This is a genomic window from Aeromonas sp. s9 (assembly GCF_040907765.1).
Lineage (GTDB): Bacteria > Pseudomonadota > Gammaproteobacteria > Enterobacterales > Aeromonadaceae > Aeromonas > Aeromonas caviae.
In genome coordinates, this window is the sequence record NZ_JBFOCK010000045.1 from 93,327 (window position 1) to 114,124 (window position 20,798).

Annotated in this window: 18 protein-coding genes and 1 tRNA gene; 11 read left to right on the top strand and 8 right to left on the bottom strand. The window is 61.4% G+C overall.

Annotated elements, in window-relative coordinates; genetic code table 11:
- Positions 1-45 precede the first annotated feature (45 nt).
- From mglB to AB5Y54_RS09320, 4 genes are read left to right on the top strand one after another with little or no spacing between them, the layout of a single operon-like run.
- Positions 46-1,032, top strand: a complete 987-nt coding sequence (gene mglB / locus AB5Y54_RS09305) for a galactose/glucose ABC transporter substrate-binding protein MglB (protein WP_010676016.1) — start codon at positions 46-48, stop codon at positions 1,030-1,032.
- A 53-nt stretch (positions 1,033-1,085) separates the two neighbouring features.
- Positions 1,086-2,606, top strand: a complete 1,521-nt coding sequence (gene mglA, locus AB5Y54_RS09310; RefSeq protein WP_043153953.1) for a galactose/methyl galactoside ABC transporter ATP-binding protein MglA — start codon at positions 1,086-1,088, stop codon at positions 2,604-2,606.
- Between the two features lie 15 nt (positions 2,607-2,621).
- Positions 2,622-3,632, top strand: a complete 1,011-nt coding sequence (gene mglC / locus AB5Y54_RS09315; protein WP_010676014.1) for a galactose/methyl galactoside ABC transporter permease MglC — start codon at positions 2,622-2,624, stop codon at positions 3,630-3,632.
- A 57-nt stretch (positions 3,633-3,689) separates the two neighbouring features.
- Positions 3,690-5,423: a methyl-accepting chemotaxis protein gene (locus AB5Y54_RS09320; RefSeq protein WP_368153496.1), complete on the top strand. Its 1,734-nt coding sequence runs from the start codon at positions 3,690-3,692 to the stop codon at positions 5,421-5,423.
- A 736-nt stretch (positions 5,424-6,159) separates the two neighbouring features.
- On the opposite strand, the gene AB5Y54_RS09325 is transcribed toward AB5Y54_RS09320, so the two are convergent.
- A complete protein-coding gene (locus tag AB5Y54_RS09325; RefSeq protein WP_010676012.1) occupies positions 6,160-6,336 on the bottom strand; it encodes a hypothetical protein in 177 nt (58 codons plus the stop codon).
- Between the two features lie 746 nt (positions 6,337-7,082).
- On the opposite strand from AB5Y54_RS09325, the gene arcA reads away from it, so the two are divergent.
- From arcA to AB5Y54_RS09345, 4 genes are all read left to right on the top strand, one after another.
- The gene (gene arcA / locus AB5Y54_RS09330) at positions 7,083-8,303 is read left to right on the top strand and encodes an arginine deiminase (RefSeq protein ID WP_010676011.1); all 1,221 of its coding nucleotides are present in this window, start codon (positions 7,083-7,085) and stop codon (positions 8,301-8,303) included.
- Between the two features lie 62 nt (positions 8,304-8,365).
- Entirely contained in the window at positions 8,366-9,292 is a 927-nt protein-coding gene (locus tag AB5Y54_RS09335) for a carbamate kinase (RefSeq protein WP_053288028.1), read from the top strand.
- A 78-nt stretch (positions 9,293-9,370) separates the two neighbouring features.
- The gene (gene argF / locus AB5Y54_RS09340; RefSeq protein ID WP_010676009.1) at positions 9,371-10,375 is read left to right on the top strand and encodes an ornithine carbamoyltransferase; all 1,005 of its coding nucleotides are present in this window, start codon (positions 9,371-9,373) and stop codon (positions 10,373-10,375) included.
- Positions 10,376-10,496: 121 nt separating this feature from the next.
- The gene (locus tag AB5Y54_RS09345; protein WP_010676008.1) at positions 10,497-11,903 is read left to right on the top strand and encodes a YfcC family protein; all 1,407 of its coding nucleotides are present in this window, start codon (positions 10,497-10,499) and stop codon (positions 11,901-11,903) included.
- Positions 11,904-12,057: 154 nt separating this feature from the next.
- Here AB5Y54_RS09345 and AB5Y54_RS09350 read toward each other — a convergent pair whose 3' ends face one another.
- The 4 genes from AB5Y54_RS09350 to AB5Y54_RS09365 form a co-directional block, all read right to left on the bottom strand.
- Entirely contained in the window at positions 12,058-12,549 is a 492-nt protein-coding gene (locus AB5Y54_RS09350) for an arginine repressor (protein ID WP_039039633.1), read from the bottom strand.
- Between the two features lie 218 nt (positions 12,550-12,767).
- Positions 12,768-13,232 carry an aspartate carbamoyltransferase regulatory subunit gene (gene pyrI, locus AB5Y54_RS09355; protein ID WP_010676006.1) on the bottom strand — a complete coding sequence of 155 codons (465 nt, stop codon included), beginning with the start codon at positions 13,230-13,232 and terminating at the stop codon, positions 12,768-12,770.
- Positions 13,233-13,248: 16 nt separating this feature from the next.
- Entirely contained in the window at positions 13,249-14,169 is a 921-nt protein-coding gene (pyrB, locus tag AB5Y54_RS09360; protein WP_010676005.1) for an aspartate carbamoyltransferase, read from the bottom strand.
- 274 nt (positions 14,170-14,443) lie between these two features.
- On the bottom strand, positions 14,444-14,986 hold the full coding sequence (locus tag AB5Y54_RS09365) for a hypothetical protein (RefSeq protein WP_053288031.1): 543 nt from the start codon (positions 14,984-14,986) through the stop codon (positions 14,444-14,446).
- Positions 14,987-15,188: 202 nt separating this feature from the next.
- Between AB5Y54_RS09365 and AB5Y54_RS09370 the strand changes: the two genes are divergently transcribed.
- Positions 15,189-15,265: transfer RNA gene (locus tag AB5Y54_RS09370), tRNA-Trp, on the top strand.
- A 208-nt stretch (positions 15,266-15,473) separates the two neighbouring features.
- The gene (locus AB5Y54_RS09375; RefSeq protein ID WP_325784597.1) at positions 15,474-16,844 is read left to right on the top strand and encodes a phosphatidylserine decarboxylase family protein; all 1,371 of its coding nucleotides are present in this window, start codon (positions 15,474-15,476) and stop codon (positions 16,842-16,844) included.
- A gap of 56 nt (positions 16,845-16,900) precedes the next feature.
- On the opposite strand, the gene AB5Y54_RS09380 is transcribed toward AB5Y54_RS09375, so the two are convergent.
- A complete protein-coding gene (locus AB5Y54_RS09380; protein WP_143236935.1) occupies positions 16,901-17,419 on the bottom strand; it encodes a class IV adenylate cyclase in 519 nt (172 codons plus the stop codon).
- 398 nt (positions 17,420-17,817) lie between these two features.
- Here AB5Y54_RS09380 and AB5Y54_RS09385 point away from each other — a divergent pair, with 398 nt between their 5' ends.
- Positions 17,818-19,707: a methyl-accepting chemotaxis protein gene (locus AB5Y54_RS09385; protein ID WP_319904694.1), complete on the top strand. Its 1,890-nt coding sequence runs from the start codon at positions 17,818-17,820 to the stop codon at positions 19,705-19,707.
- 128 nt (positions 19,708-19,835) lie between these two features.
- Here AB5Y54_RS09385 and AB5Y54_RS09390 read toward each other — a convergent pair whose 3' ends face one another.
- Together AB5Y54_RS09390 and AB5Y54_RS09395 are read right to left on the bottom strand one after the other, a co-directional pair.
- Positions 19,836-20,279, bottom strand: a complete 444-nt coding sequence (locus AB5Y54_RS09390; protein WP_368153501.1) for an N-acetyltransferase family protein — start codon at positions 20,277-20,279, stop codon at positions 19,836-19,838.
- Positions 20,276-20,797 carry a lipocalin family protein gene (locus tag AB5Y54_RS09395; RefSeq protein WP_039039627.1) on the bottom strand — a complete coding sequence of 174 codons (522 nt, stop codon included), beginning with the start codon at positions 20,795-20,797 and terminating at the stop codon, positions 20,276-20,278. The genes AB5Y54_RS09390 and AB5Y54_RS09395 overlap by 4 nt, the downstream gene beginning before the upstream one ends.
- Position 20,798: the final 1 nt, after the last annotated feature.

The window sequence follows — 20,798 nt, forward strand, 5'->3', positions numbered from 1 at the left end:
GTACAGAATTCCCTACAAAAAACAGATAGAGATCGGAGCATAACAATGAAAAAACTCACGACAGTTGCCACCTTGCTGATGGGACTGATGGCGGGAGCCCAAGCCCAGGCCGATACCCGTATCGGGGTCACCGTCTACAAGTACGACGACAACTTCATGGCCGTGGTACGCAAGGCCATCGAGAAAGAAGCGGCGGCCACCCCGGGTGTGGAACTGCTGATGAACGACTCCCAGAACGACCAGTCCAAGCAGAACGACCAGATCGACGTACTGCTGGCCAAGGGCGTGAAGGCCCTGGCCATCAACCTGGTTGACCCGGCGGCGGCCCCTGTCGTGATTGAGAAAGCCCGTGCGGACGAGATCCCCGTGGTCTTCTACAACAAGGAACCGAGCGCGGCCGACCTGGCCAGCTATGACAAGGCCTACTACGTGGGCACCGACTCCAAGGAGTCCGGCATCATCCAGGGCCAGCTGATCGCCAAGCACTGGAAAGCGCACCCCGAGTGGGATCTGAACAAGGATGGCGTCATCCAGTTCGTGCTGCTGAAAGGGGAGCCTGGCCACCCGGATGCAGAAGCCCGCACCACCTACGTCGTCAAGACTCTGAACGATGGCGGCATCAAGACCGAGCAGCTGCACATGGATACCGGTATGTGGGATACCGCCATGGCGAAGGACAAGATGGACGCCTGGATCTCCGGTCCGAACGCCAACAAGATCGAAGTGGTCATCGCCAACAACGACGGCATGGCGATGGGCGCCGTGGAATCCCTGAAGGCCCAGGGCAAGACCGCCATCCCGGTGTTCGGTGTTGACGCCCTGCCGGAAGCCCTGGCCATGGTCAAGAGCGGTGCCATGGCCGGTACCGTGCTGAACGATGCGGCCAACCAGGCCAAGGCCACCTTCGAGCTGACCAAGAACCTGGCCGAAGGCAAGCCGGCCGGTGAAGGCACCAACTGGAAGATCGACAACAAGGTCGTCCGCGTTGCCTACGTGGGCGTAGACAAAGACAACCTGTCCCAATTCGAGTAATTCCTCCCCTCAGGGCAAGGGAGATCCCCTTGCCCTCTTTTCAACCAGATGTGATGGCTGATATGACAACACGGCAACAATCAGAATGGCTGTTGGAGATGATTGACGTCAGTAAGAGCTTTCCTGGCGTCAAGGCACTCGATAATGTCAATTTACGGGTCCGTCCTCATTCTGTGCATGCGTTGATGGGCGAGAATGGCGCAGGGAAGTCCACGCTGCTCAAGTGCCTGTTCGGCATCTACGAGAAGGATCAGGGCAAGATCTTCTTCAAGGGACAGGAGATCAACTTCACCTCGTCCAAAGAGGCGCTGGAGAATGGCGTTTCCATGGTGCACCAGGAGCTGAACCTGGTACTGCAACGCACCGTGATGGACAACATGTGGCTCGGCCGCTATCCCACCAAGGGACTGTTTGTCGACCACGGCAAGATGTATCAGGACACCAAGCATATCTTCGAGGAGCTGGACATCGATATCGACCCCAGGGTCAAGGTCGGCACCCTGTCGGTTTCCCAGATGCAGATGATCGAGATTGCCAAGGCATTCTCCTATGACGCCAAGATCGTCATCATGGACGAACCCACCTCCTCCCTGACCGAGAAAGAGGTTAACCACCTCTTCAAGATCATCAACAAGCTCAAGGAGAAGGGGTGCGGCATCGTCTACATCTCCCACAAGATGGAAGAGATCTTCCAGCTCTGTGACGAGATCACCATATTGCGGGATGGCCAGTGGGTGGCGACCCAGCCCCTCCAGGGCATGACCATGGATCAGATCATCGGCATGATGGTCGGCCGCGAGCTCACCCAGCGCTTCCCGGAAAAAACCAACCAGCCCAAAGAGGTGATCCTCGAGGTCGAGCACCTGACGGCCAAGAACCAGCCTTCCATCAAGGACGTGACCTTCAACCTGCACAAGGGGGAGATCCTCGGCATCGCCGGTCTGGTGGGGGCCAAGCGCACCGACATCGTGGAGACCCTGTTCGGCATCCGCGATCGCAGCGAAGGGACCATCAAGCTGCACGGCAAAGAGGTGGCGAACCACAACGCCCACGAGGCGATCCAGAACGGCTTCGCCCTGGTGACCGAGGAGCGCCGCTCCACCGGGATCTATTCACGCCTCGACATCGCCTTCAACTCCCTGATCGCCAACATGGACAACTACAAGGGATCCATGGGGCTGCTCAGCGACAACAAGATGAAGAGCGATACCCAGTGGGTCATCGACTCCATGCGGGTCAAGACACCGACCCAGCAGACCCAGATCGGCTCCCTCTCCGGTGGCAACCAGCAGAAGGTGATCATCGGTCGCTGGCTGCTGACCCAGCCCGAGATCCTGATGCTGGATGAACCGACCCGGGGTATCGACGTCGGCGCCAAGTTCGAGATCTACCAGCTCATCCTGGAGCTGGCGAAGAAGGACAAGGGCATCGTCATCATCTCCTCCGAAATGCCGGAACTGCTCGGCATCACGGACCGCATCATGGTCATGAGCAATGGCCGGGTCGCGGGGATCGTCAACACCAAAGAAACTGACCAGAGCGAGATCCTGCGCCTGGCATCTCTGTACCTATAAAGACAGGAAGACATTATGGAGTCGGCTAAAAATTTCAATCTGATGCAGGCGCTCAAAGAGAACGGCATCTATGTGGTGTTGCTGGTGTTGCTCATGATCATCGTGATCAAGGAGCCCTCCTTCCTCAGCCTCACCAACCTCAGCAACATCCTGACCCAGTCCTCGGTACGGGTCATCATTGCCCTCGGGGTGGCGGGCATCATCATCACCCAGGGTACTGACCTGTCGGCCGGTCGCCAGGTCGGCCTGGCAGCGCTGATCGCGGCCACCATGCTGCAGGCCCTGACCAACGTCAACAAGGTCTTCCCCACCCTGGGGGAGGTGCCCATTCCGGCGGTGATCCTGCTGGTGTGCGTGGTGGGCGCCCTGATTGGTCTGGTCAACGGCCTGATCGTCGCCTACCTGAACGTGACGCCCTTCATCACCACCCTGGGCACCATGATCATCGTTTACGGCATCAACTCCCTCTATTTCGACTCCGTGGGGGCTTCTCCGGTAGCCGGGTTTGATCCTCGCTTCTCCAACTTTGCGCAGGGCTTCATCCGGATTGGTGGGTTCAAGCTCTCGTACCTGACCTTCTATGCGGCCATCGCCAGCGTCTTCGTCTGGGTGCTGTGGAACAAGACCCGCTTTGGTAAGAACATCTTCGCCATCGGTGGCAACCCGGAAGCGGCCAAGGTGTCCGGCGTCAACGTCGCCGTCAACCTGGTGGTCATCTATGCCCTGGCCGGTGTCTTCTACGCCTTCGGCGGCATGCTGGAAGCGGGGCGGATCGGCAGTGCCACCAACAACCTCGGCTTCATGTACGAGCTGGATGCCATCGCGGCCTGCGTGGTGGGGGGCGTTTCGTTTGCCGGCGGTGTGGGAACTGTCGCGGGTGTGATCACCGGCGTACTTATCTTCACGCTGATCAACTATGGTTTGACCTACATCGGTGTCAGCCCTTACTGGCAGTTCATCATCAAGGGCGGCATCATCATCCTGGCGGTAGCCCTGGACTCCATGAAGTACGCCAAGAAGAAGTAAGCATTGGCAGGGAGGGCCGGGTCATCCCGGCCCTTTCTCTTTGGAGGGACCCATACCATGGCATTCAAAGTCAAAATCAACGTACTGTTGCTGCTCGCCATTCTGGTCACCATCGGTACCGCCTGGTTCAGCGTCAACCATTTCATCAGCGGCTACATCCGCACCCAGGCCACCCAGAACATCAACGAGCAGATCACCCTGGTCAGGGAGAAGCTGGCGGGTGACATCAACCAGAAGGTGCTGCTGGCCGCCAACCTCAACCTCGGGGTGACCAGCGTCAAGAAGGCGCTGCAGGAGACCGGCTTTCACAACATCGTCAAGCTCATTGGCGACATGGCATTCGACGCGAACGGGATCATCGACGACAAGGCTAGGGTTGATGCCCTGCGCAAGCTGATCCCCGCCGCCAACAACCAGATCACCGTCAGCCCGCTGGAGCAGCTGGACGGCAAACCAGTCATCTCCATCCTGGTGCCGCGCGGTGCAGACTCAGCCTACCTCTACTACCTCGACATGAGCGAGTTCAAGACGCTGCTGACCAAGGTAAGCGGGGAAGGGCGTTACTTCTCCCTCACCGACAGTCAGGGACAGGTGCTCTACAGCAGCAAGCCCCAGGGAGAGAGCGAGAGCCGCCCCAACAAGCTGGATATTCGCGGCAGCGAGTGGACCCTGACCGGTTATGTGGATCTCGACTATATCCGGGCCATGACCCAGGCGCTCAACGGCAAGATCACCCTGGCCCTGCTCGGGGTGGCGGTGCTGGTACTGGCCCTCTCCATGGTGGCCCTCAACCTGGCCTATAGACCCATCCTCTCCCTGCGCGACCTGGTACAGGAGCTCTCCCAGGGCAATGGGGATCTGACCCGCCGGCTCACGGTGACCAGCAAGGATGATCTCGGCCAGATCTCGGCGGGCATCAACCGTTTCATCGAGCAGTTGCAGGGCATGATGGGGGAGGTGAGACAAGCGAGCGGCCAGCTCAATGAAGGGATATCGGCATTGGCGAGGCAGACGGGGTCGGCCCAGGGCCTGCTGGCGGAGCATGTGCGGGAGACCGAACAGGTGGTCACCGCCATCAACGAGATGAGCCGTACTGCCGTCTCGGTATCGGAGAGCGCGGCCAATACTGCCCAGCTGACCGGCCAGAGCCAGCAACTGGCCAACCAGTCGCGTCAGGTGGTGGATCAGGCCATGGCCAGCGTCACTGCGCTGGTGACGGAGGTGGAGACCACGGCACACTCCATCGAAGCCATGCAGCAGGATGTGCAGCAGATAGGCTCGATTCTCGGGGTCATCGGTGGCATCGCAGAGCAGACCAACTTGCTGGCCCTCAACGCCGCCATCGAGGCGGCCCGGGCTGGTGAGCAGGGGCGGGGGTTTGCGGTGGTGGCGGACGAAGTGCGCTCTCTGGCGGGACGCACCCAGAAGAGCACTGCCGAGATCCAGACCATGCTGACCCGGCTGCAACGGGGCACCCAGACCGTGGTGGCTGCCATGGGCAACACCCGGCAGAGCTGCCAGGATGCGGCGGAAAACACCAGCAAGGTGAATGCGTCACTGGATCTGATGGCGGGAGAAGTGGTGGAGATCAACGATCTCATCAGCCATATCGCCACGGCCGCGGAGGAGCAGAGTGCCGTCGCCGAGGAGATCAATCGCAACATGAGTGCCATCGCCGAGGTGATCACCCAGCTCAAGGGGAATGGCGAGCGCACCGTGGACAGCTCGAATGCCATGCAGCGCACCTATGACAGGCTGCGGGAGATAGTGGGGCACTTCCGGCTGGAATAGCGCCGGCTGGGCGAGTCCCGGTTACCCTGGCCAGCAATGCCGTGGTCGGGGTGACCCATCAGCGGGCAGACGTGAAAAATACCCAAAAAAGATGGGGGCGACTTGCGTCGCCCCCGATAGTCTTATCGCTCATATCCTTGAACGAAGTTGCTCCCTGCAATCCCTGACTATACCTCTTCCTTTAGGTTTCCCCTTCCCAATCCTTTGGGGTGTCCTTTAGCCATCATGGCCTGACGAGTCATCCGTTCCCGTCGCACTTTCTCCGTCCTGGGAGGTGTCCTTTACCACATCCTGTGGTGAGTCCATTTGCCCAACCCTGGCAGCCAGTCTTCCTGACCGACTTCATTGCGTCCGTGCAGGAGTAACTATAAGGATTTCGCGCAGGGCGACAATGACATGCTGAAAAACGTTTTTTTCAAACTGGTTTCCCGAGAAAGGATAATGAAGTTATCTTTTTTAAAATCATGGTTTTAATGATCTATCGTGCTGTTTTTTCACGCGTATCTTCCGACTATGGCGAGAATTTTGTTGGCACTTTACTTACGCAGTATATGGCGAATGTCTCACAAGGCGTTTAACTGCGGTTCAGAATCCTGGGAGGCCGGTCAGTGTCGATCGCAGATGAGGGCGGGCAGCGGGCATGATGCTGGTGGCGTGGTCCGGATCCCATTCAGGAGGTAAAGGAGGGAAAGCTGAGATGACCCAAGAGGAGATCGCCTCCCCTTGGGCGAGAGGGTCAGGGGTGCTGGCTGCCACCGTACCATTGGCATAGGTAGGCGGGTACCAGCATCTGGGGTGCCTGGTCAACGTGACAGACCACCAGCGGCATGGCGGGGGCTCCCTGGGCATGCACCAGGGCCGGTGTCATGGGCAGGACCAGGGCGACGAGCAGAAACAGCGACGGGATCTTCATGGTTATCTCCTTGGTGACGGGAACGAATGTGACAAGCATCACTTTTTGAGTTAAGGCGAACCCGAAATCGGCGCAAGGTGACTGAAAAAATTCAACTAATGAAAAAACTTTGAATCCCGGTTGCACACCGGTCGGTGAAAAAGTCGCCATCAGGATGCGTGCAAAATGCATATCCATATAAAAGAGATAGTGCACACGACTTGGCGATGAGGCTCGCCATCTGGCCCGGTCGGGCCGCCATGATCTGGGACAAGAGATGGATTATTCAGCGATAAAGGAGCAGGTGATTATTTATTTGGGAGCAAACGGGATGATAAGCGAGATTAAATTCAAAGTTGGGTGAGCTTTATTCAAAAAATGAGCATTTTGATTTTAATGTAATGATTTATTTGATGTTTTTTATTTGTGGATATCCATTTGTGGATATCATGGATGAATGAAATTGCGCTCTTTGTGGAATATGTTGGGGCTTTATTGCGTATTTATGCCGGATGGAGGGTGAGGGAAATGTCAGATATGTAAACTCCATCATAAATTAACTTCTGAATTTATGCAGTCTCGGGTGAATGTGATCAATGTCCAAGTTTGGTGGAGTTGCCAGACCTAATCTCTGCGTCGAAAGGCAAGGGCAGGATAGAACACAAGCCGAGTACCCTACATAAAGAATATCCCGCCTTAGCCACGAGCCTGAATAGAAGGAATCTATTCAATCACTCGCAGGGACCACTGCTAGACGGAATATCATCATGAGCAAATTTTATGTAGGTTCTGAAGTTGGCCAGTTGCGCCGTGTCATGTTGCACCGCCCCAACCTCAGTCTGAAGCGTCTGACCCCTTCCAACTGCCAGGATCTGCTGTTTGACGACGTCCTGTCCGTGGAACGTGCCGGTCAGGAGCACGACAAATTCGCTCAGGTACTGCGCGATCAAAATGTCGAAGTCTTCCTCCTGACCAATCTGCTGGCGGAAACCCTGGACGTGCCGGAAGCCAAAGCCTGGCTGCTGCAACACCAGGTCTCCGACTATCGCCTCGGCACTGCCCTGGCCAACGACGTGCGCTGCTTCCTGGCGGACATGCCTCACCGCGAGCTGGCCCGCATCCTCTCCGGCGGCCTCACCTACTCCGAGATGCCCTACAGCGGCGTCAACATGGTGGTCGGCATGCATGCCCCGACCGATTTCATCATCGAACCGCTGCCCAACCACCTCTTCACCCGCGATACCTCCTGCTGGGTCTATGGCGGCGTCTCCATCAACCCCATGGCCAAGGCCGCCCGTCGTCGCGAGACCAACCACGTGAAGGCGATCTACCGCTGGCACCCGCAGTTTGCCGGTCAGGAGTTCATCAAGTACTTCGGTGACGAGGAGCGCGACTACGACAACTCCACCATCGAAGGGGGCGACGTCCTGGTCATCGGCCGAGGCGCCGTGCTCATCGGCATGTCCGAGCGCACCACGCCGCAAGGGGTGGAGCATCTGGCCCGCAGCCTGTTCAAGCACGGTCAGGCCAAGCAGGTCATCGCCATGGAGCTGCCGAAACACCGCAGCTGCATGCACCTCGACACCGTCATGACCCACATGGATGTCGACACCTTCTCCGTCTATCCGGAAGTCATCCGCAAGGATGTGAACTGCTGGAGCCTGACCCCGGGCGGAGCCACCGGGATGAACATCAAGGAAGAGGGTTACTTCGTGACCGCCATCGAGAAGGCGCTGGGGGTGGATCAGCTCAGGCTCATCACCACCGGCGGCGACAGCTTCGAGGCCGAGCGGGAGCAGTGGAATGACGCCAACAACGTGCTGACCGTGCGCCCCGGCGTGGTGGTGGGTTACGAGCGCAACACCTACACCAACGAGAAGTACGACAAGGCCGGCATCACTGTGCTGCCCATCCCGGGTGAAGAGCTGGGACGTGGCCGCGGCGGCGCCCGCTGCATGAGCTGCCCGATGGAACGTGACGGCATCTGACAAGACGGCGTGGCGCCGGCAGAGGCTGGCGCCACACACACCCGAATTCGAGAGTAACACCCATGAAAAAACCAACTGTCGTCGTCGCCCTGGGGGGCAATGCCCTGCTCCGCCGCGGTGAACCTCTGGAAGCCGACATCCAGCGCAAGAACATCGCCACCGCCGCCAAGACCATCGCCCGCATCGCCGAGGATTACAACGTGGTGCTGGTGCACGGCAACGGCCCGCAAGTCGGCCTGCTGGCCCTGCAGAACAGCGCCTACACCAAGGTCTCCCCCTATCCCCTGGATGTGCTGGGTGCCGAGTCCCAGGGCATGATCGGCTACATGCTGATCCAGGAGTTGAAGAACCTGATGCCGAGCCGCAACGTCACCGCCCTGCTGACCCAGGTGCAGGTCGATCCCCAGGATCCGGCGTTTGCCAACCCGACCAAGTTTATCGGCCCGGTTTATGAAGAAGTGGAGGCCCGCGCCCTGGCTGCCGAGAAGCAGTGGTCGGTCAAGGCAGACGGCAAGTTCTTCCGCCGCGTGGTGCCGTCCCCGCTGCCCCAGCGCATCGTCGAAGGCGACGCCATCGAAACCCTGATCGCCCAGGGTCACCTCATCATCTGTACCGGTGGTGGTGGCATCCCGGTGACCTGGGATGGCCAGAGCCTGACCGGCATCGAGGCCGTCATCGACAAGGACATGTCTGCCGCCTACCTGGCCAAGCAGATCAAGGCCGACGCCCTGCTGATCCTGACCGATGCCGATGCAGTGTATCTGGATTGGGGCAAACCGACCCAGCGTCCGCTGCGGGTCACCAGCCCGGATGAGCTGGCTGGCGTCAAGTTCGATGCCGGCTCCATGGGGCCCAAGGTCGAAGCCTCCTGTGAATTCGTCAAGGCGACCGGCGGCATGGTCGGCATCGGCGCCCTGGAAGATGGCCTCGCCATCCTCAAGGGGGAAGCCGGCACCAACATCGTCGCCACCAATACCGTCAATGCCTGAGCCAAGGCTCTGGTCTGAACAACTGCGTAGTCAATGACACTGCCAAATTGGTCTGAACAAATATAGAGAGAACTCATCATGGCTTTTAATCTGCGTAACCGTAACTTCCTGAAACTGCTGGACTTCACCCCTCGCGAAATCCAATACATGATCGATCTGGCCATCGACCTGAAGAAAGCCAAATACGGTGGCTATGAGCGCAAGCATCTGGTCGGCAAGAACATTGCCCTGATCTTCGAGAAGACCTCCACCCGCACCCGCTGTGCGTTCGAAGTGGCGGCCTTCGACCAGGGCGCCCAGGTCTCCTACCTCGGCCCGAGCGGTTCCCAAATCGGGCACAAGGAGTCCATGAAGGACACCGCCCGGGTGCTGGGCCGCATGTATGACGGCATCGAATACCGCGGCTACGGCCAGGAGATCGTCGAAGAGCTGGGGGCCCACGCCGGTGTGCCGGTCTGGAACGGCCTGACCAACGAATTCCACCCGACCCAGATCCTGGCGGACTTCATGACCATGCTGGAGCACGGCAAGGGCAAACGTCTGGATCAGATCAAGTTCGCCTACCTGGGTGACGCCCGCAACAACATGGGCAACTCCCTGATGGTGGGTGCCGCCAAGATGGGCATGGACATCCGCCTGGTGGCGCCGAAAGCCTTCTGGCCGGAAGAGGAGCTGGTTGCCACCTGCCGCCTCATCGCCGAAGAGACCGGTGCGCGCATCCACCTGACCGAAGACGTGAAAGAGGGTGTGCTGGGTGCCGACTTCCTCTACACCGACGTCTGGGTCTCCATGGGCGAAGCGAAGGAAGCCTGGGATCAACGGGTCAAACTGATGACCCCGTATCAGGTCAACATGGACGTCATCAACGCGACCAAGAACCCGGATGTGAAGTTCATGCACTGCCTGCCGGCGTTCCACAACGACGAGACCACAATGGGCAAGGAAGTGGCCGACAAATATGGCATGAAGGGCCTGGAAGTGACCGAGGACGTGTTCGAATCCGAGCACAGCATCGTGTTCGACGAGGCGGAAAACCGGATGCACACCATCAAGGCAGTGATGGTGGCTACGCTGGGCGACTGACGTCGTCAGTGGTGCCGGGGGGTGACCCCCGGCTTTTCAACCATGTGACAGCGGCATAATACCTCCAACCCTACGACCCGCAGCCTGCATGGATACCACACCCACAGAAGGAAGCTGGACCATGACCAAATTCAAGTTCCCGTCAGCCTACACGATACTGTTTGTGCTGATCGCCCTGGTGGCCGCCCTGAGCTGGATAGTGCCGGCCGGCAAATACGAGATGACCATGAACGAGGCCCTCGGCAAGGAAGTGCCGGTGGCCGGTACCTACAAACTGGTGGATGCCAATCCCCAGGGGATCGTCGACGTGCTGCTGGCACCCATCGACGGTCTCTACAACCACGACACCTATGAGGCTGGCGCCATCGACGTCTCCCTCTTCATCCTGATCATCGGTGGCTTCCTTGGCATCGTGACCAAGACAGGTGCCATCGATGCTGGTATCGAGCGCGTCACCGATCGCCTGCGTGGCCGTGAAGAGTGGATGATCCCCATCCTGATGGCGCTGTTCGCCGCAGGGGGCACCATCTACGGCATGGCGGAAGAGTCTCTGCCGTTCTACACCCTGCTGGTGCCGGTAATGATGGCCGCCCGCTTCGACCCCGTGGTCGCTGCCGCGACCGTGCTGCTGGGGGCCGGTATCGGTACCCTGGGCTCCACCATCAACCCGTTCGCCACCGTGATCGCCGCCAACGCGGCCGGCATCTCCTTCACCGACGGCATCTGGTTGCGGGTCGCCATGCTGGTGGCCGGCTGGCTGATCTGCGTGGCCTATGTGATGCGTTACGCCAAGATGGTGCGAAGCGACCCCAGCAAATCCCTGGTGGCCGACAAGTGGGAAGAGAACCGTGCCCACTTCCTCGGCAACAAGAGCGACCAGATGCTGGAGTTCACCACCACCCGCAAGATCGTGCTGGGTATCTTCGTCGCCGCCTTTGCCGTGATGATCTACGGGGTGGCCGTGCTGGGCTGGTGGATGGCGCAGATCTCCGGCGTGTTCCTGGCTGCCGCCATCATCGTCGGCGTCATCTCCCGCATGAGCGAGGAGGAGCTGACCTCCAACTTCATCGACGGTGCCCGCGATCTGCTCGGCGTGGCCCTCATCATCGGTATCGCCCGCGGTATCGTCGTGGTGATGGACAACGGCATGATCACCCATACCATTTTGCACAGTGCAGAGGGGATAGTGACCGGCCTCTCCACCATCGTCTTCATCAACGTGATGTTCGTGCTGGAAGTGGTGCTCTCCTTCCTGGTGCCCTCTTCCTCCGGTCTGGCGGTGCTGACCATGCCGATCATGGCGCCGCTCGCCGACTTCGCCAACGTGGGCCGCGAGCTGGTGGTCACCGCCTACCAGTCCGCCTCCGGCCTGGTGAACCTGGTGACCCCGACCTCCGCCGTGGTCATGGGGGGGCTGGCCATTGCCAAGGTGCCCTATGTGCGCTGGCTGAAGTGGGTGGCCCCGCTGCTCGGCATGCTGACCGTGCTGATCGTGCTCTGCCTGAGCCTGGGCGCCGTGCTGGCATGAATGCCGACAGACATAGGGACAACAACGGGAGCCTGGGGCTCCCGTTTTTGATGGCTGGCAAGGCGGGGCGCCCGGCCTCTCACGTGGCTTGGCTCCTTGCCGCGCGGGCAACTAAAAGGCGACCCCGGGGTCGCCTTCTGGCATCCAGCAGGGGTCAGCGGGCGTTTTCCAGGGTGCGCACCACGGCAGCGTGAGCCTGGCGGGTTCGGCTGATGTGGCGCGGGGCGATCAGTACCACGTCGTTGCCGGCCACGGCCCCCAGGATCTCGGGATTGGCGTTGCGATCCAGCAGGCGAGCCACCACGGTAGCGGCCCCCGGGGTGGTATGCACCAGCACCATCTGCTGGTTGTGGACCACGGCGCGCACCATGTCGTGGATGGAGCGGGTGCTGCCGGCGGGCTCCAGCTGCTCGTCCACCAGGGTGTAGACCTTCTTGCCGTTGGCGTTCTGGGCCTTGGCGACCCCGAGACGGCGCAGCAGGCGGGAGATGGTGGACTGGCTGATGTCCGCAAAACCGCGGGCGGAGAGCTCGCGGCGGATCTCCTCCTGGGTGCTGTAGCAGTGCTGGCCGATGATCTGGCGGCAGGCGTCGAGCTGGGCCAGGTCGGACTCTGGTTCTGCTGGGCGGCTGAGGGTGTTGACCATGGCGACTTCCTTTGGCGATGAGCGATGGCGGTCTCGCCCAGTCTGTCGTTCCGGCTTTTCATAGCGAAAAACACTAATGAGGAGCACTCAAGCAGGGGATGAGCGAGGTATATCCATTACGGGATGGCAAATTATAACCAAAGGGGGAATAAGTGATGTGACAGGGTTCAAAAATGGGCCCGATGGGGCCCACATGGATATCTTTTGTCGGCAGGAAATCAGTAGCGTTCGCTGACGATGTCCTGGGTGAAGGACTTCTCGCAGTATTTGCACTTCATCCGCACCGCCCCTTTCACCTCGCGCACCCGGAAGTAGCTTTCCACCGGTTCGTTGTGGGAAATGCAGTTGGAGTTGGGGCAGTGGAAGACCCCTTCGATGAACTCCGGCAGCGCCAGTTGGTGCTTCTTCACCACCACGAAGTCTTCGATGATGTTGACGGTCGCCTTGGGGGCGAACAGGGCGAGCTGGTTGGCCTGCTGCTCGGTCAGACGGGTGTTCTCGATCTTGATGAGATCCTTCTTGCCGAGGGCGCCGGATTTGAGGTTGAAGCCGACGGTGATCCGCTCCTGGGTCTCGATCAGCTGGAACAGCTTGAGGATCTTGATGCCCTGGCCGGCGGGGACGTGGTCGATGACGGAGCCGTGGCGGATGGCTTCGACTTGCAGTTGGTTCTTCTCGGACATGATGTTCCCCTTTCCCTTAGACGGTTTCGTTCAGTACCAGTGCCAGCAGTGCCTGGCGGGCATAGACCCCGTTCTCCGCCTGCTGGAAGTAGTAGGCGTGGGGGGTCTTGTCGACGGCGACCTCGATCTCGTCAACCCGGGGCAGGGGATGGAGGATCTTCATGGTGGGCTTGGCCCCTTCCAGGGTCGCCAGCTCCAGAACGAACTTGGCGGCCATGTGCTTGTACTCGGTCTCGTCGAAGCGCTCCTTCTGGACGCGGGTCATGTAGAGGATGTCGAGCTCCGGCATCACCTCTTCCATGGTCTCGTGCACGCTGAAGCGGATGCCCTTCTCTTCCAGCTCCTCACAGAGGTAGTCCGGCATGGCCAGCGCCTCCGGCGAGATGAAGAAGAAGCGGCAGTTGAACAGGCTCAGGGCCTGGGCCAGGGAGTGGACGGTGCGGCCGTACTTCAGGTCACCGACGAAGGCGACGTTGAGGCCGTCCAGCTTGCCTTGGGTCTCGTGGATGGAGAAGAGGTCGAGCAGGGTCTGGGTGGGATGCTGGTTGGAGCCGTCACCGCCGTTGATGACCGGCACCCGGGAGAACTCGGAGGCCAGACGGGCTGCCCCTTCCTTCGGGTGGCGCATCACCACCGCATCGGTGTAGGAGCTGATGATCTTGATGGAGTCGGCCAGAGTCTCGCCCTTCTTGGCGCTGGTGTTGCCGCCGTCGGCGAAGCCGATGATGTTGCCGCCCAGGCGCTGGACTGCGGTCTCGAAGGAGAGACGGGTGCGGGTGGAGGCTTCGAAGAAGCAACTGGCGACCAGCTTGTCTTTCAGCAGGCGGCTGTCGGGTTCGGCCTTCAACCGCTGTGCGGTGGCGACCACCAGTTCCATGTCGGACCGGGTCAGATCCGAGATGGAGATGACGTGTTTGTTATAGAGTGGATTGGTCATCGTCTGCATTCCCTTTGGCATCAATGAAGGTTTTTCCGGCACAAAAAAAAGCCCCTGAAACAGGGGCTCTTTTCAAAAAAAACGGGGGATCTGTGGGACGGGAACCGGAAACAACGGGGCCGCTCTGGTGCGCTCCACCCGTCTGCAAGGCTGCTTTTTTCATCAAAAACGGCATTGTCCTGTCCCGACCTTTTTCAAAACCGCACCGATTATAGGGCTGGTTTTTGAATTGTCAAAAATTTATTTCATAGGCAGGATTTGGCCAGAAAAACGTTTAAGTGTCGCGAACGGGTCGGCAAATCCAGAGTGCGTGCTGCGCCTGCAAAGGAGCGCCATCGGCGGCCATGCTGCGCAGGTAGCCGAGCCTGTGGTGCCCCTCCAGCAGGCAGTAGGGATGGGGCAGGGGGTGACCGTCCGGGTAGCAGGTTCCCGGGGCGGTGGCGAGGACGATGACAGGCTCGGACCAGGTGCCCCGGCGCAGCATGTCATCGCCGAGCCAGGAGCGGCGCACGTAGCGGTTGCTGCGCAGCATCTCGCCCCAGCGATCGATCACCTCCATGTGGCGGGAGTCTATCTGCTCGATAATCTGCGCGGTGGGCCAGTGCTCGCACTCGAACTGGTGGCTGGCGAGATCGATAAAGCTCCAGTTGGATTCAAAACCGCGCCAATGACGGTAAATCCACTGGGCGAGCACATTGGAGGGAATGGAGGGCGCCAGGGGAGAGACTCTGTCCAGATAGTCGGCCAGGGTCTCCGTCTTGCGCTCATCCCGGAAGTTGAGGGGCGCAAGCTGTTGCAGCAGTCGGTAATTGAGCATGGGCAGCCTCCCTGAGCCTGGTTTCACCCTACCCCCATTTGTGTCCCATTCCTACCCCGTCGGGGCTGCAAATACAGCAGCTTACCCCCGCTCCTTGTTGGAATTGCGGGGATCTGCTCGTCATTTGTTCGATCGCATCGAAAGTGAGAAAAAAAGCCTTTACCTTTGACCTCCGCTTTGTATACTACGCCTCGTTTGTTGCAGGGGCGTAGTTCCAATTGGTAGAACAGCGGTCTCCAAAACCGATGGTTGCGGGTTCGAGTCCTGCCGCCCCTGCCATTTTTCAGAAAGGCCAGCTCATTGAGCTGGCCTTTCGCATTTCCGGCGTTTGCCACCGCCTCCGTTAGCCTCTTTTCCCCGCTTCGCCGCTGCCATTTCTGTCAATGGAGGCCGCTTTTCCCCTGTGCTACACCTTGCTTCCTGCCAGATGGCGCCCTCAGGCGCATCGCATCCGGCGGGCCCAAGGAGCTTCAACAAGGAGAGAGCGATGAACAAGGCAGTGGATACGCGCCCCCCCCATGCCCATGCCGGTGGCTGGGTCCCCCGGGATCAGGCCCATGTGGCGCGCTGGGTACAGCGGCTGCGTCAGGCGGTCACCCGCCAGCCTCGCCCGCTGGTGGCCCCGATCGCCGGATTGAAGGCGCTGGTGGAGCAGGATCCTCTCCTGCATCAGCAGGCCCAGGGGATGTTCGACGAGGCGTGGCAGCACGAGCACAGCACCCCGCTCGGTCAGGCCCAGGTGCGCAGCTTCGATGAGTTCCTGCAGTTGCTCAACGGCATCATGACCACGGCCCCGGAGGCCTATCAGGATGTGCAGACCCAGGAGCCCGCCGGGCTGATCGGATTCCCCATCAATGCCCTGCTCAACTGGCCCATGGCGACGGCCGCCGGGTACGACTTCTTCGCCAATGCGCTGGTGAACCAGCAACTGCGCAAGATCCTCGGTTACTGGGCCGACTTCCTGCAAAGTCCCGCGTCCCGTTATGTGCTGACGGAGTCGGTGAGCCCCCTGGATCGCCAGACCCTGATCGTCCCCTGGCTGGGTGACGTGGCGAAACGGGAGATGGTCAAGGTGGCGCAGGGGGCGCTCGGGGCCGGCGACAACCCCACCCCAGAGCGCTTCGAGGGGATCTTCCACACCGCGCCGGGAGAGGAATACGAGGGCTTCGCCAGCTGGGACGACTTCTTCACCCGCCGCTTCTGCCCCGGCGTGCGGCCGGTGACGGCCCCGGACGATGACAGCGTGATCGCCAACGCCTGCGAGTCGGCCCCGCTGCAGGTGGTGACCGGGGTAAGGCGGCAGGACGCCTTCTGGCTCAAGGGGCAGCCCTATTCCCTGGACAACCTGCTGGACTTCGACCCGCGCGCCGCCGCGTTCGAGGGGGGCACCCTCTATCAGGCCTTCCTCAGTGCCCTCAGCTATCACCGCTGGCACAGCCCGGTGAGCGGCACGGTGCGCTCGGTCAAAGTGGTCAACGGCAGCTACTACCTGGCCAACCGCCACCAGGGTTTCGACAGCCCGGCGGGGCCCGACCCCAGCGCCCCGAACCAGTCCCAGCCCTTCCTCACCGCGGTGGCGACCCGGGCACTCATCTTCATCGAGGCGGACAACCCCAAAATCGGCCTGATGTGCGTGGTGCCGGTGGGCATGGCGGAGGTGTCGAGCTGCGAGGTGACGGTGCAGCCGGGGCAGTGGATCGCGAAGGGGGAGCAGCTCGGCATGTTCCACTTCGGCGGCTCCACCCACTGCCTGCTGTTTCGTCCCGGTGTCGAGCTGGCGTTCGACTTCTACGGCCAGCAGCCGGGGCTGGAAGCGACCAACCTGAGGATCAACACGGCGCTGGCGCGGGTCAAATAACCCAGCCGCCGGACAGTAAAAGGCCGCCTTCGGGCGGCCTTGTTGTTGTTAATCCCTCAGGGTTGTCGCTGCAGCAGGAGATCCAGATAGGCGCCTTCGATCAACCGGGAGGGCTCGATACCGAGACGCGCCATGATGTCGTGAGCTTCCTGCATCCCCACCTCGCGCGGCTCGTCATCTTCCAGCACCACTTCCAGTTCGAGGAAGTGACCCAGCCCTTCAACCCGGTCGAGATGGATCCGGGTTCTGCCCACCAGAAAGAGGGTCCGCTGTTTTCGCACTCTGCCAATCTGGCCGCAAGCCAGGGTGAGTGTTTCCCGCAGCTTGTCCGGCTCGTTCGTTGGCGTGATGTGGTAGTAGCTCTCCTTCGGACCCTGTTGATCAGGCCTGCGGTAGAAGATGAGCTGGCCTGCCGACGGGGAGAGCGTCCGCAATTTGAAGCGGCCCGATTCACAGCGAAAGAAGGTATCGTCCTGGGCGATGTCGACGGGGCCCTTGTCGGCGATGGCCGCGGCTTTGGGGATAAGGTCATCGACCCCGGCTATGCGGGCTTTGATCTCGATATTTCGTGGCATGGCAGCGGGCTCTCCTTGAAAACGGGATACCCAATCTAGCACAGTCCACGTTGTCGAGAGGGGGCAACAGGGGGAGCACCAGCTCGGTTCCTGATGGATGCTCAACCCTGCCCGCCAACCCTCTTTTCAGACGCCTGAAACCGCCCTCAAGAGACAGGTCAGCGGGTGCTGGCCGCCTGCCCGTCATCCGCGACCTGACCTCATGGCCGCCTTCGGGCGGCCTTGTGGTGTCTGCGGGTGTCAGCATGGAATAGTGAGCAGTCTGTTGCTGGTAGTGCGTTCTGTTGTTGATAGATGAAAAAATATCAGGATTCACTAAAGACCGTTCATGATTGTGCCGATAGAACTACCAAGATGGGGGTATTCCCGGCCCCCGGCTACCACAAGGATTCGTTGTCATGGCTCTCTCGTTGCGCGGCAAGCTGCTCGCGGCCAGCCTGGGGGTAGTGCTGCTGATGGCAGCCCTGCTCGGTATTGTCGCCTTCCACACCCTCAAATCCCGCACCCTTGACGCCATCCAGAGCGAGGCGGTCAACTACGGCCACGCCCACTCGGTGGCCATCGGCAACTGGCTTGAGGATCGCAAGCACGCGGTCGACGCCCTGGCCGCTGTCATTGCGCGCGACCCCGACACGGCCCTGGTGCCCCACCTGTTGCAGACCCGCACCTCCGGCGGTTTCGGCCTCACCTATTTTGGTTCGGCGCAGGGGGAGATGACCCGCCACGATCCCGCCCTCAACACCGCCAACTATGACCCCAGGGCCCGCCCCTGGTACCAGAACGCCGACAAGGCGGGCAAGCTCATCGTCACGCCGCCCTATGTCAGCGTGACCATGCAGCAGATGGTGGTGACCCTGGCCGAGCCGGTGAGCCACCAGGGCCGGGTGATCGGGGTGGCCGGGGCGGATCTCTCCCTCGACGCCCTCATCGACGAGGTGCTGGCCATGAAGGTGCAGGGAGAGGGCTACGCCATGCTGCTCGATCGCACCGGCCTCATCGTCGGCCACCCGAACAAGGAGCTGGCGCTCAAGCTGGTGGCGGAGCTGGATCCCGGTCTCACCGGGGCGGCGCTGGATGCGTGGAGCCGCGACGGCGAACTGCACGGCGCCAACCTGAACGGGCGCGAGGTGCTGCTCTCGGTGCAGGGCGTGCCCGGCACCGACTGGCTGCTCGCCATGGTGATGTACAAGGAGGTGCTGGAGGCGCCGCTCGCCTCCCTGCTGTGGCAACTGGTGGGGCTGACCCTGGTGCTGCTGCTGGTGTTCGGTGCCCTGCTCATCGCCATGTTCAACTACCTGTTCGCGGATCTGGGGCGGGTCTCCAGGGCGCTTGCCGACATCGCCCACGGGGAGGGTGATCTCACGGTGCAGATCGCCACCCGCAGCCAGGATGAGGTGGGGCAGCTGGCCCAGAACTTCAACCAGTTCGTGGCGCGACTGCATGGCATCGTCAGCCGGTTGCGGGACGTCACCGTCGAGCTGGCGGCCCAGTCCCGCACCCAGGCGGCGGGGGCCGAGGCCCGCAGCCAGCGGGTGCGCCAGCAGCAGGACGAGATCGTCATGGTGGCGACCGCGGTGACCGAGATGGCCTCCGCCACCCAGGAGATCGCCGGCAACGCCGAGTTTGCCGCCAACACCGCCGGCGATGCGGTGCGCCTCGCGGTGGCCGGCCAGTCCCAGGTCGGCCAGAGCCAGCGCAGCATCACGGGGCTGGCGGGGGAGGTCTCCGACGCCAGCCAGACCATCCACGAGCTGGATGGCCACGCCCAGCAGATCAGCGGCATTCTGGCCACCATCAGCGGCATCGCCGAGCAGACCAATCTGCTGGCCCTGAACGCCGCCATCGAGGCGGCCCGGGCCGGGGAGCAGGGGCGCGGCTTTGCCGTGGTGGCGGACGAGGTGCGGGTGCTGTCGCGCCGCACCCACGACTCCACCGCCGAGATCCAGCAGATGATCGAGGCGCTGCAGCAGACCACCCGCAAGGCGGTGGGCGGCATGGAGACCAGTCGCCAGCTGGCGGGCACCAGCGTGGAGGACGCCGAAGCGGCGAATCTCAGCCTGGGCAGGATCAACGAGGCCATCGGCGCCATCAGCGACATGGCGACCCAGATCGCGGCGGCGGCCGAGGAGCAGACCTCGGTGACCGGCGAGATCAGCCGCAACACCGAGAATATCCGCCACGTCTCCCAGGCGCTGGCGGCCCAGGCTGGCGAAGAGGCCGCCCAGGCGGCCCAGCTCAAGTCTCTTACCGAGCGGCTGGAGCAGGAGATCGGGCGCTTCCGGCTCTAGGCTGCGACCCGGATGTGACAAAGGCGACCCCGGGGTCGCCTTTATTCATTCTGTGTATGGATATTATTTCACCATGCACCCGCTGAATAATGCCGGGTCCTGGCCCTGCAACGGGCGCAGGCAGAGGCTCAGAGAGGCTTGATGTAGCTGTAGAACTCGTTGTCCCGCTGGTAGCCGTGCCCTTCGTAGAGGGCCTGAGCCTGCCGGTTGTCGGTGGCGGTGCTCAGCATCAGGAAGGCGGCGCCCGTCTCCTGGCCGTGGCGATCGGCCCGCGCCAGCAGCGCCTGGGCCACCCCCTGCTGGCGGGCCGCCGGCGCCACGAACAGATCGTACAGCAGCCAGATGGGTTTCAGGGCGAGGGAGCAGAACAGGGGATAGAGGTGGGCAAATCCCAGCACCTCTCCCGCCTCGCTCTGGGCCACGAAGAGCACCGACTCCCCGGCGGTGCAGCGCTCCAGCAGGAAGGCTTCGGCGGCCTCGGGCCGGGCAGGCAGCCGGTAGAACGCCCGGTATTCCACGAACAGGGGGGTGATCCGGGGAATGTCCCCGGGGGTGGCCTGGAAGATCCTCATGGGGCGTTCCCCGCCGGATCCTGGCTGACCCAGATCAGCCGGTCGGTGGCAAAGCCGAGCCCCCGGGCTCGCTCGACCAGGGCCTCTACCTTCTCTTTGGGGGGATGGGGCGTGCGGGAGAGGATCCAGAGGTACTGGAGGTTGTAACTGCTCACCAGAGAGAGGTCATAGTCCGTCGCCAGTACGTTGTAGCTGCCGTAGAAGGGGCCGAAGAAGCTCACCTTGAGGCGCCCCTCGTCGCTGTCGCCCACGAAGTAGGCGCGCCCCTCGGCCTCGCGCCATTCCCCCTGTTCGTCCTGCCCCCGGTTGATCACCCTGACACCGCCGTCATCCCGCAGGCTGTAGGTGGCGGTGACCCGGTTCAGGCCGCGCTCGAAACCGTGATCGAGGCGGGCCACCTCGTACCAGGTGCCCAGGTAGCGGTCGAGCTGGAAGGGCTTGACCACCTGGTGTCCCGGTGGAATGCCGGTGCAGGCGGTGGCCAGCAGGGTCAGAACGAGCAGGATCAGTGTGCGCATG

Coding starts and splice junctions, on each gene's coding strand:
- AB5Y54_RS09350 (WP_039039633.1), bottom strand. CDS start 12,549: ATGGTCAACACCCTCAGCCGCCCAGCAGAACCAGAGTCCGACCTGGCC.
- pyrI (WP_010676006.1), bottom strand. CDS start 13,232: ATGTCCGAGAAGAACCAACTGCAAGTCGAAGCCATCCGCCACGGCTCC.
- AB5Y54_RS09365 (WP_053288031.1), bottom strand. CDS start 14,986: ATGCTCAATTACCGACTGCTGCAACAGCTTGCGCCCCTCAACTTCCGG.
- arcA (WP_010676011.1), top strand. CDS start 7,083: ATGAGCAAATTTTATGTAGGTTCTGAAGTTGGCCAGTTGCGCCGTGTC.
- mglC (WP_010676014.1), top strand. CDS start 2,622: ATGGAGTCGGCTAAAAATTTCAATCTGATGCAGGCGCTCAAAGAGAAC.
- mglA (WP_043153953.1), top strand. CDS start 1,086: ATGGCTGATATGACAACACGGCAACAATCAGAATGGCTGTTGGAGATG.
- AB5Y54_RS09325 (WP_010676012.1), bottom strand. CDS start 6,336: ATGAAGATCCCGTCGCTGTTTCTGCTCGTCGCCCTGGTCCTGCCCATG.
- AB5Y54_RS09380 (WP_143236935.1), bottom strand. CDS start 17,419: ATGCCACGAAATATCGAGATCAAAGCCCGCATAGCCGGGGTCGATGAC.
- AB5Y54_RS09385 (WP_319904694.1), top strand. CDS start 17,818: ATGGCTCTCTCGTTGCGCGGCAAGCTGCTCGCGGCCAGCCTGGGGGTA.
- AB5Y54_RS09395 (WP_039039627.1), bottom strand. CDS start 20,797: ATGCGCACACTGATCCTGCTCGTTCTGACCCTGCTGGCCACCGCCTGC.
- argF (WP_010676009.1), top strand. CDS start 9,371: ATGGCTTTTAATCTGCGTAACCGTAACTTCCTGAAACTGCTGGACTTC.
- AB5Y54_RS09320 (WP_368153496.1), top strand. CDS start 3,690: ATGGCATTCAAAGTCAAAATCAACGTACTGTTGCTGCTCGCCATTCTG.
- AB5Y54_RS09335 (WP_053288028.1), top strand. CDS start 8,366: ATGAAAAAACCAACTGTCGTCGTCGCCCTGGGGGGCAATGCCCTGCTC.
- AB5Y54_RS09345 (WP_010676008.1), top strand. CDS start 10,497: ATGACCAAATTCAAGTTCCCGTCAGCCTACACGATACTGTTTGTGCTG.
- AB5Y54_RS09375 (WP_325784597.1), top strand. CDS start 15,474: ATGAACAAGGCAGTGGATACGCGCCCCCCCCATGCCCATGCCGGTGGC.
- mglB (WP_010676016.1), top strand. CDS start 46: ATGAAAAAACTCACGACAGTTGCCACCTTGCTGATGGGACTGATGGCG.
- pyrB (WP_010676005.1), bottom strand. CDS start 14,169: ATGACCAATCCACTCTATAACAAACACGTCATCTCCATCTCGGATCTG.
- AB5Y54_RS09390 (WP_368153501.1), bottom strand. CDS start 20,279: ATGAGGATCTTCCAGGCCACCCCCGGGGACATTCCCCGGATCACCCCC.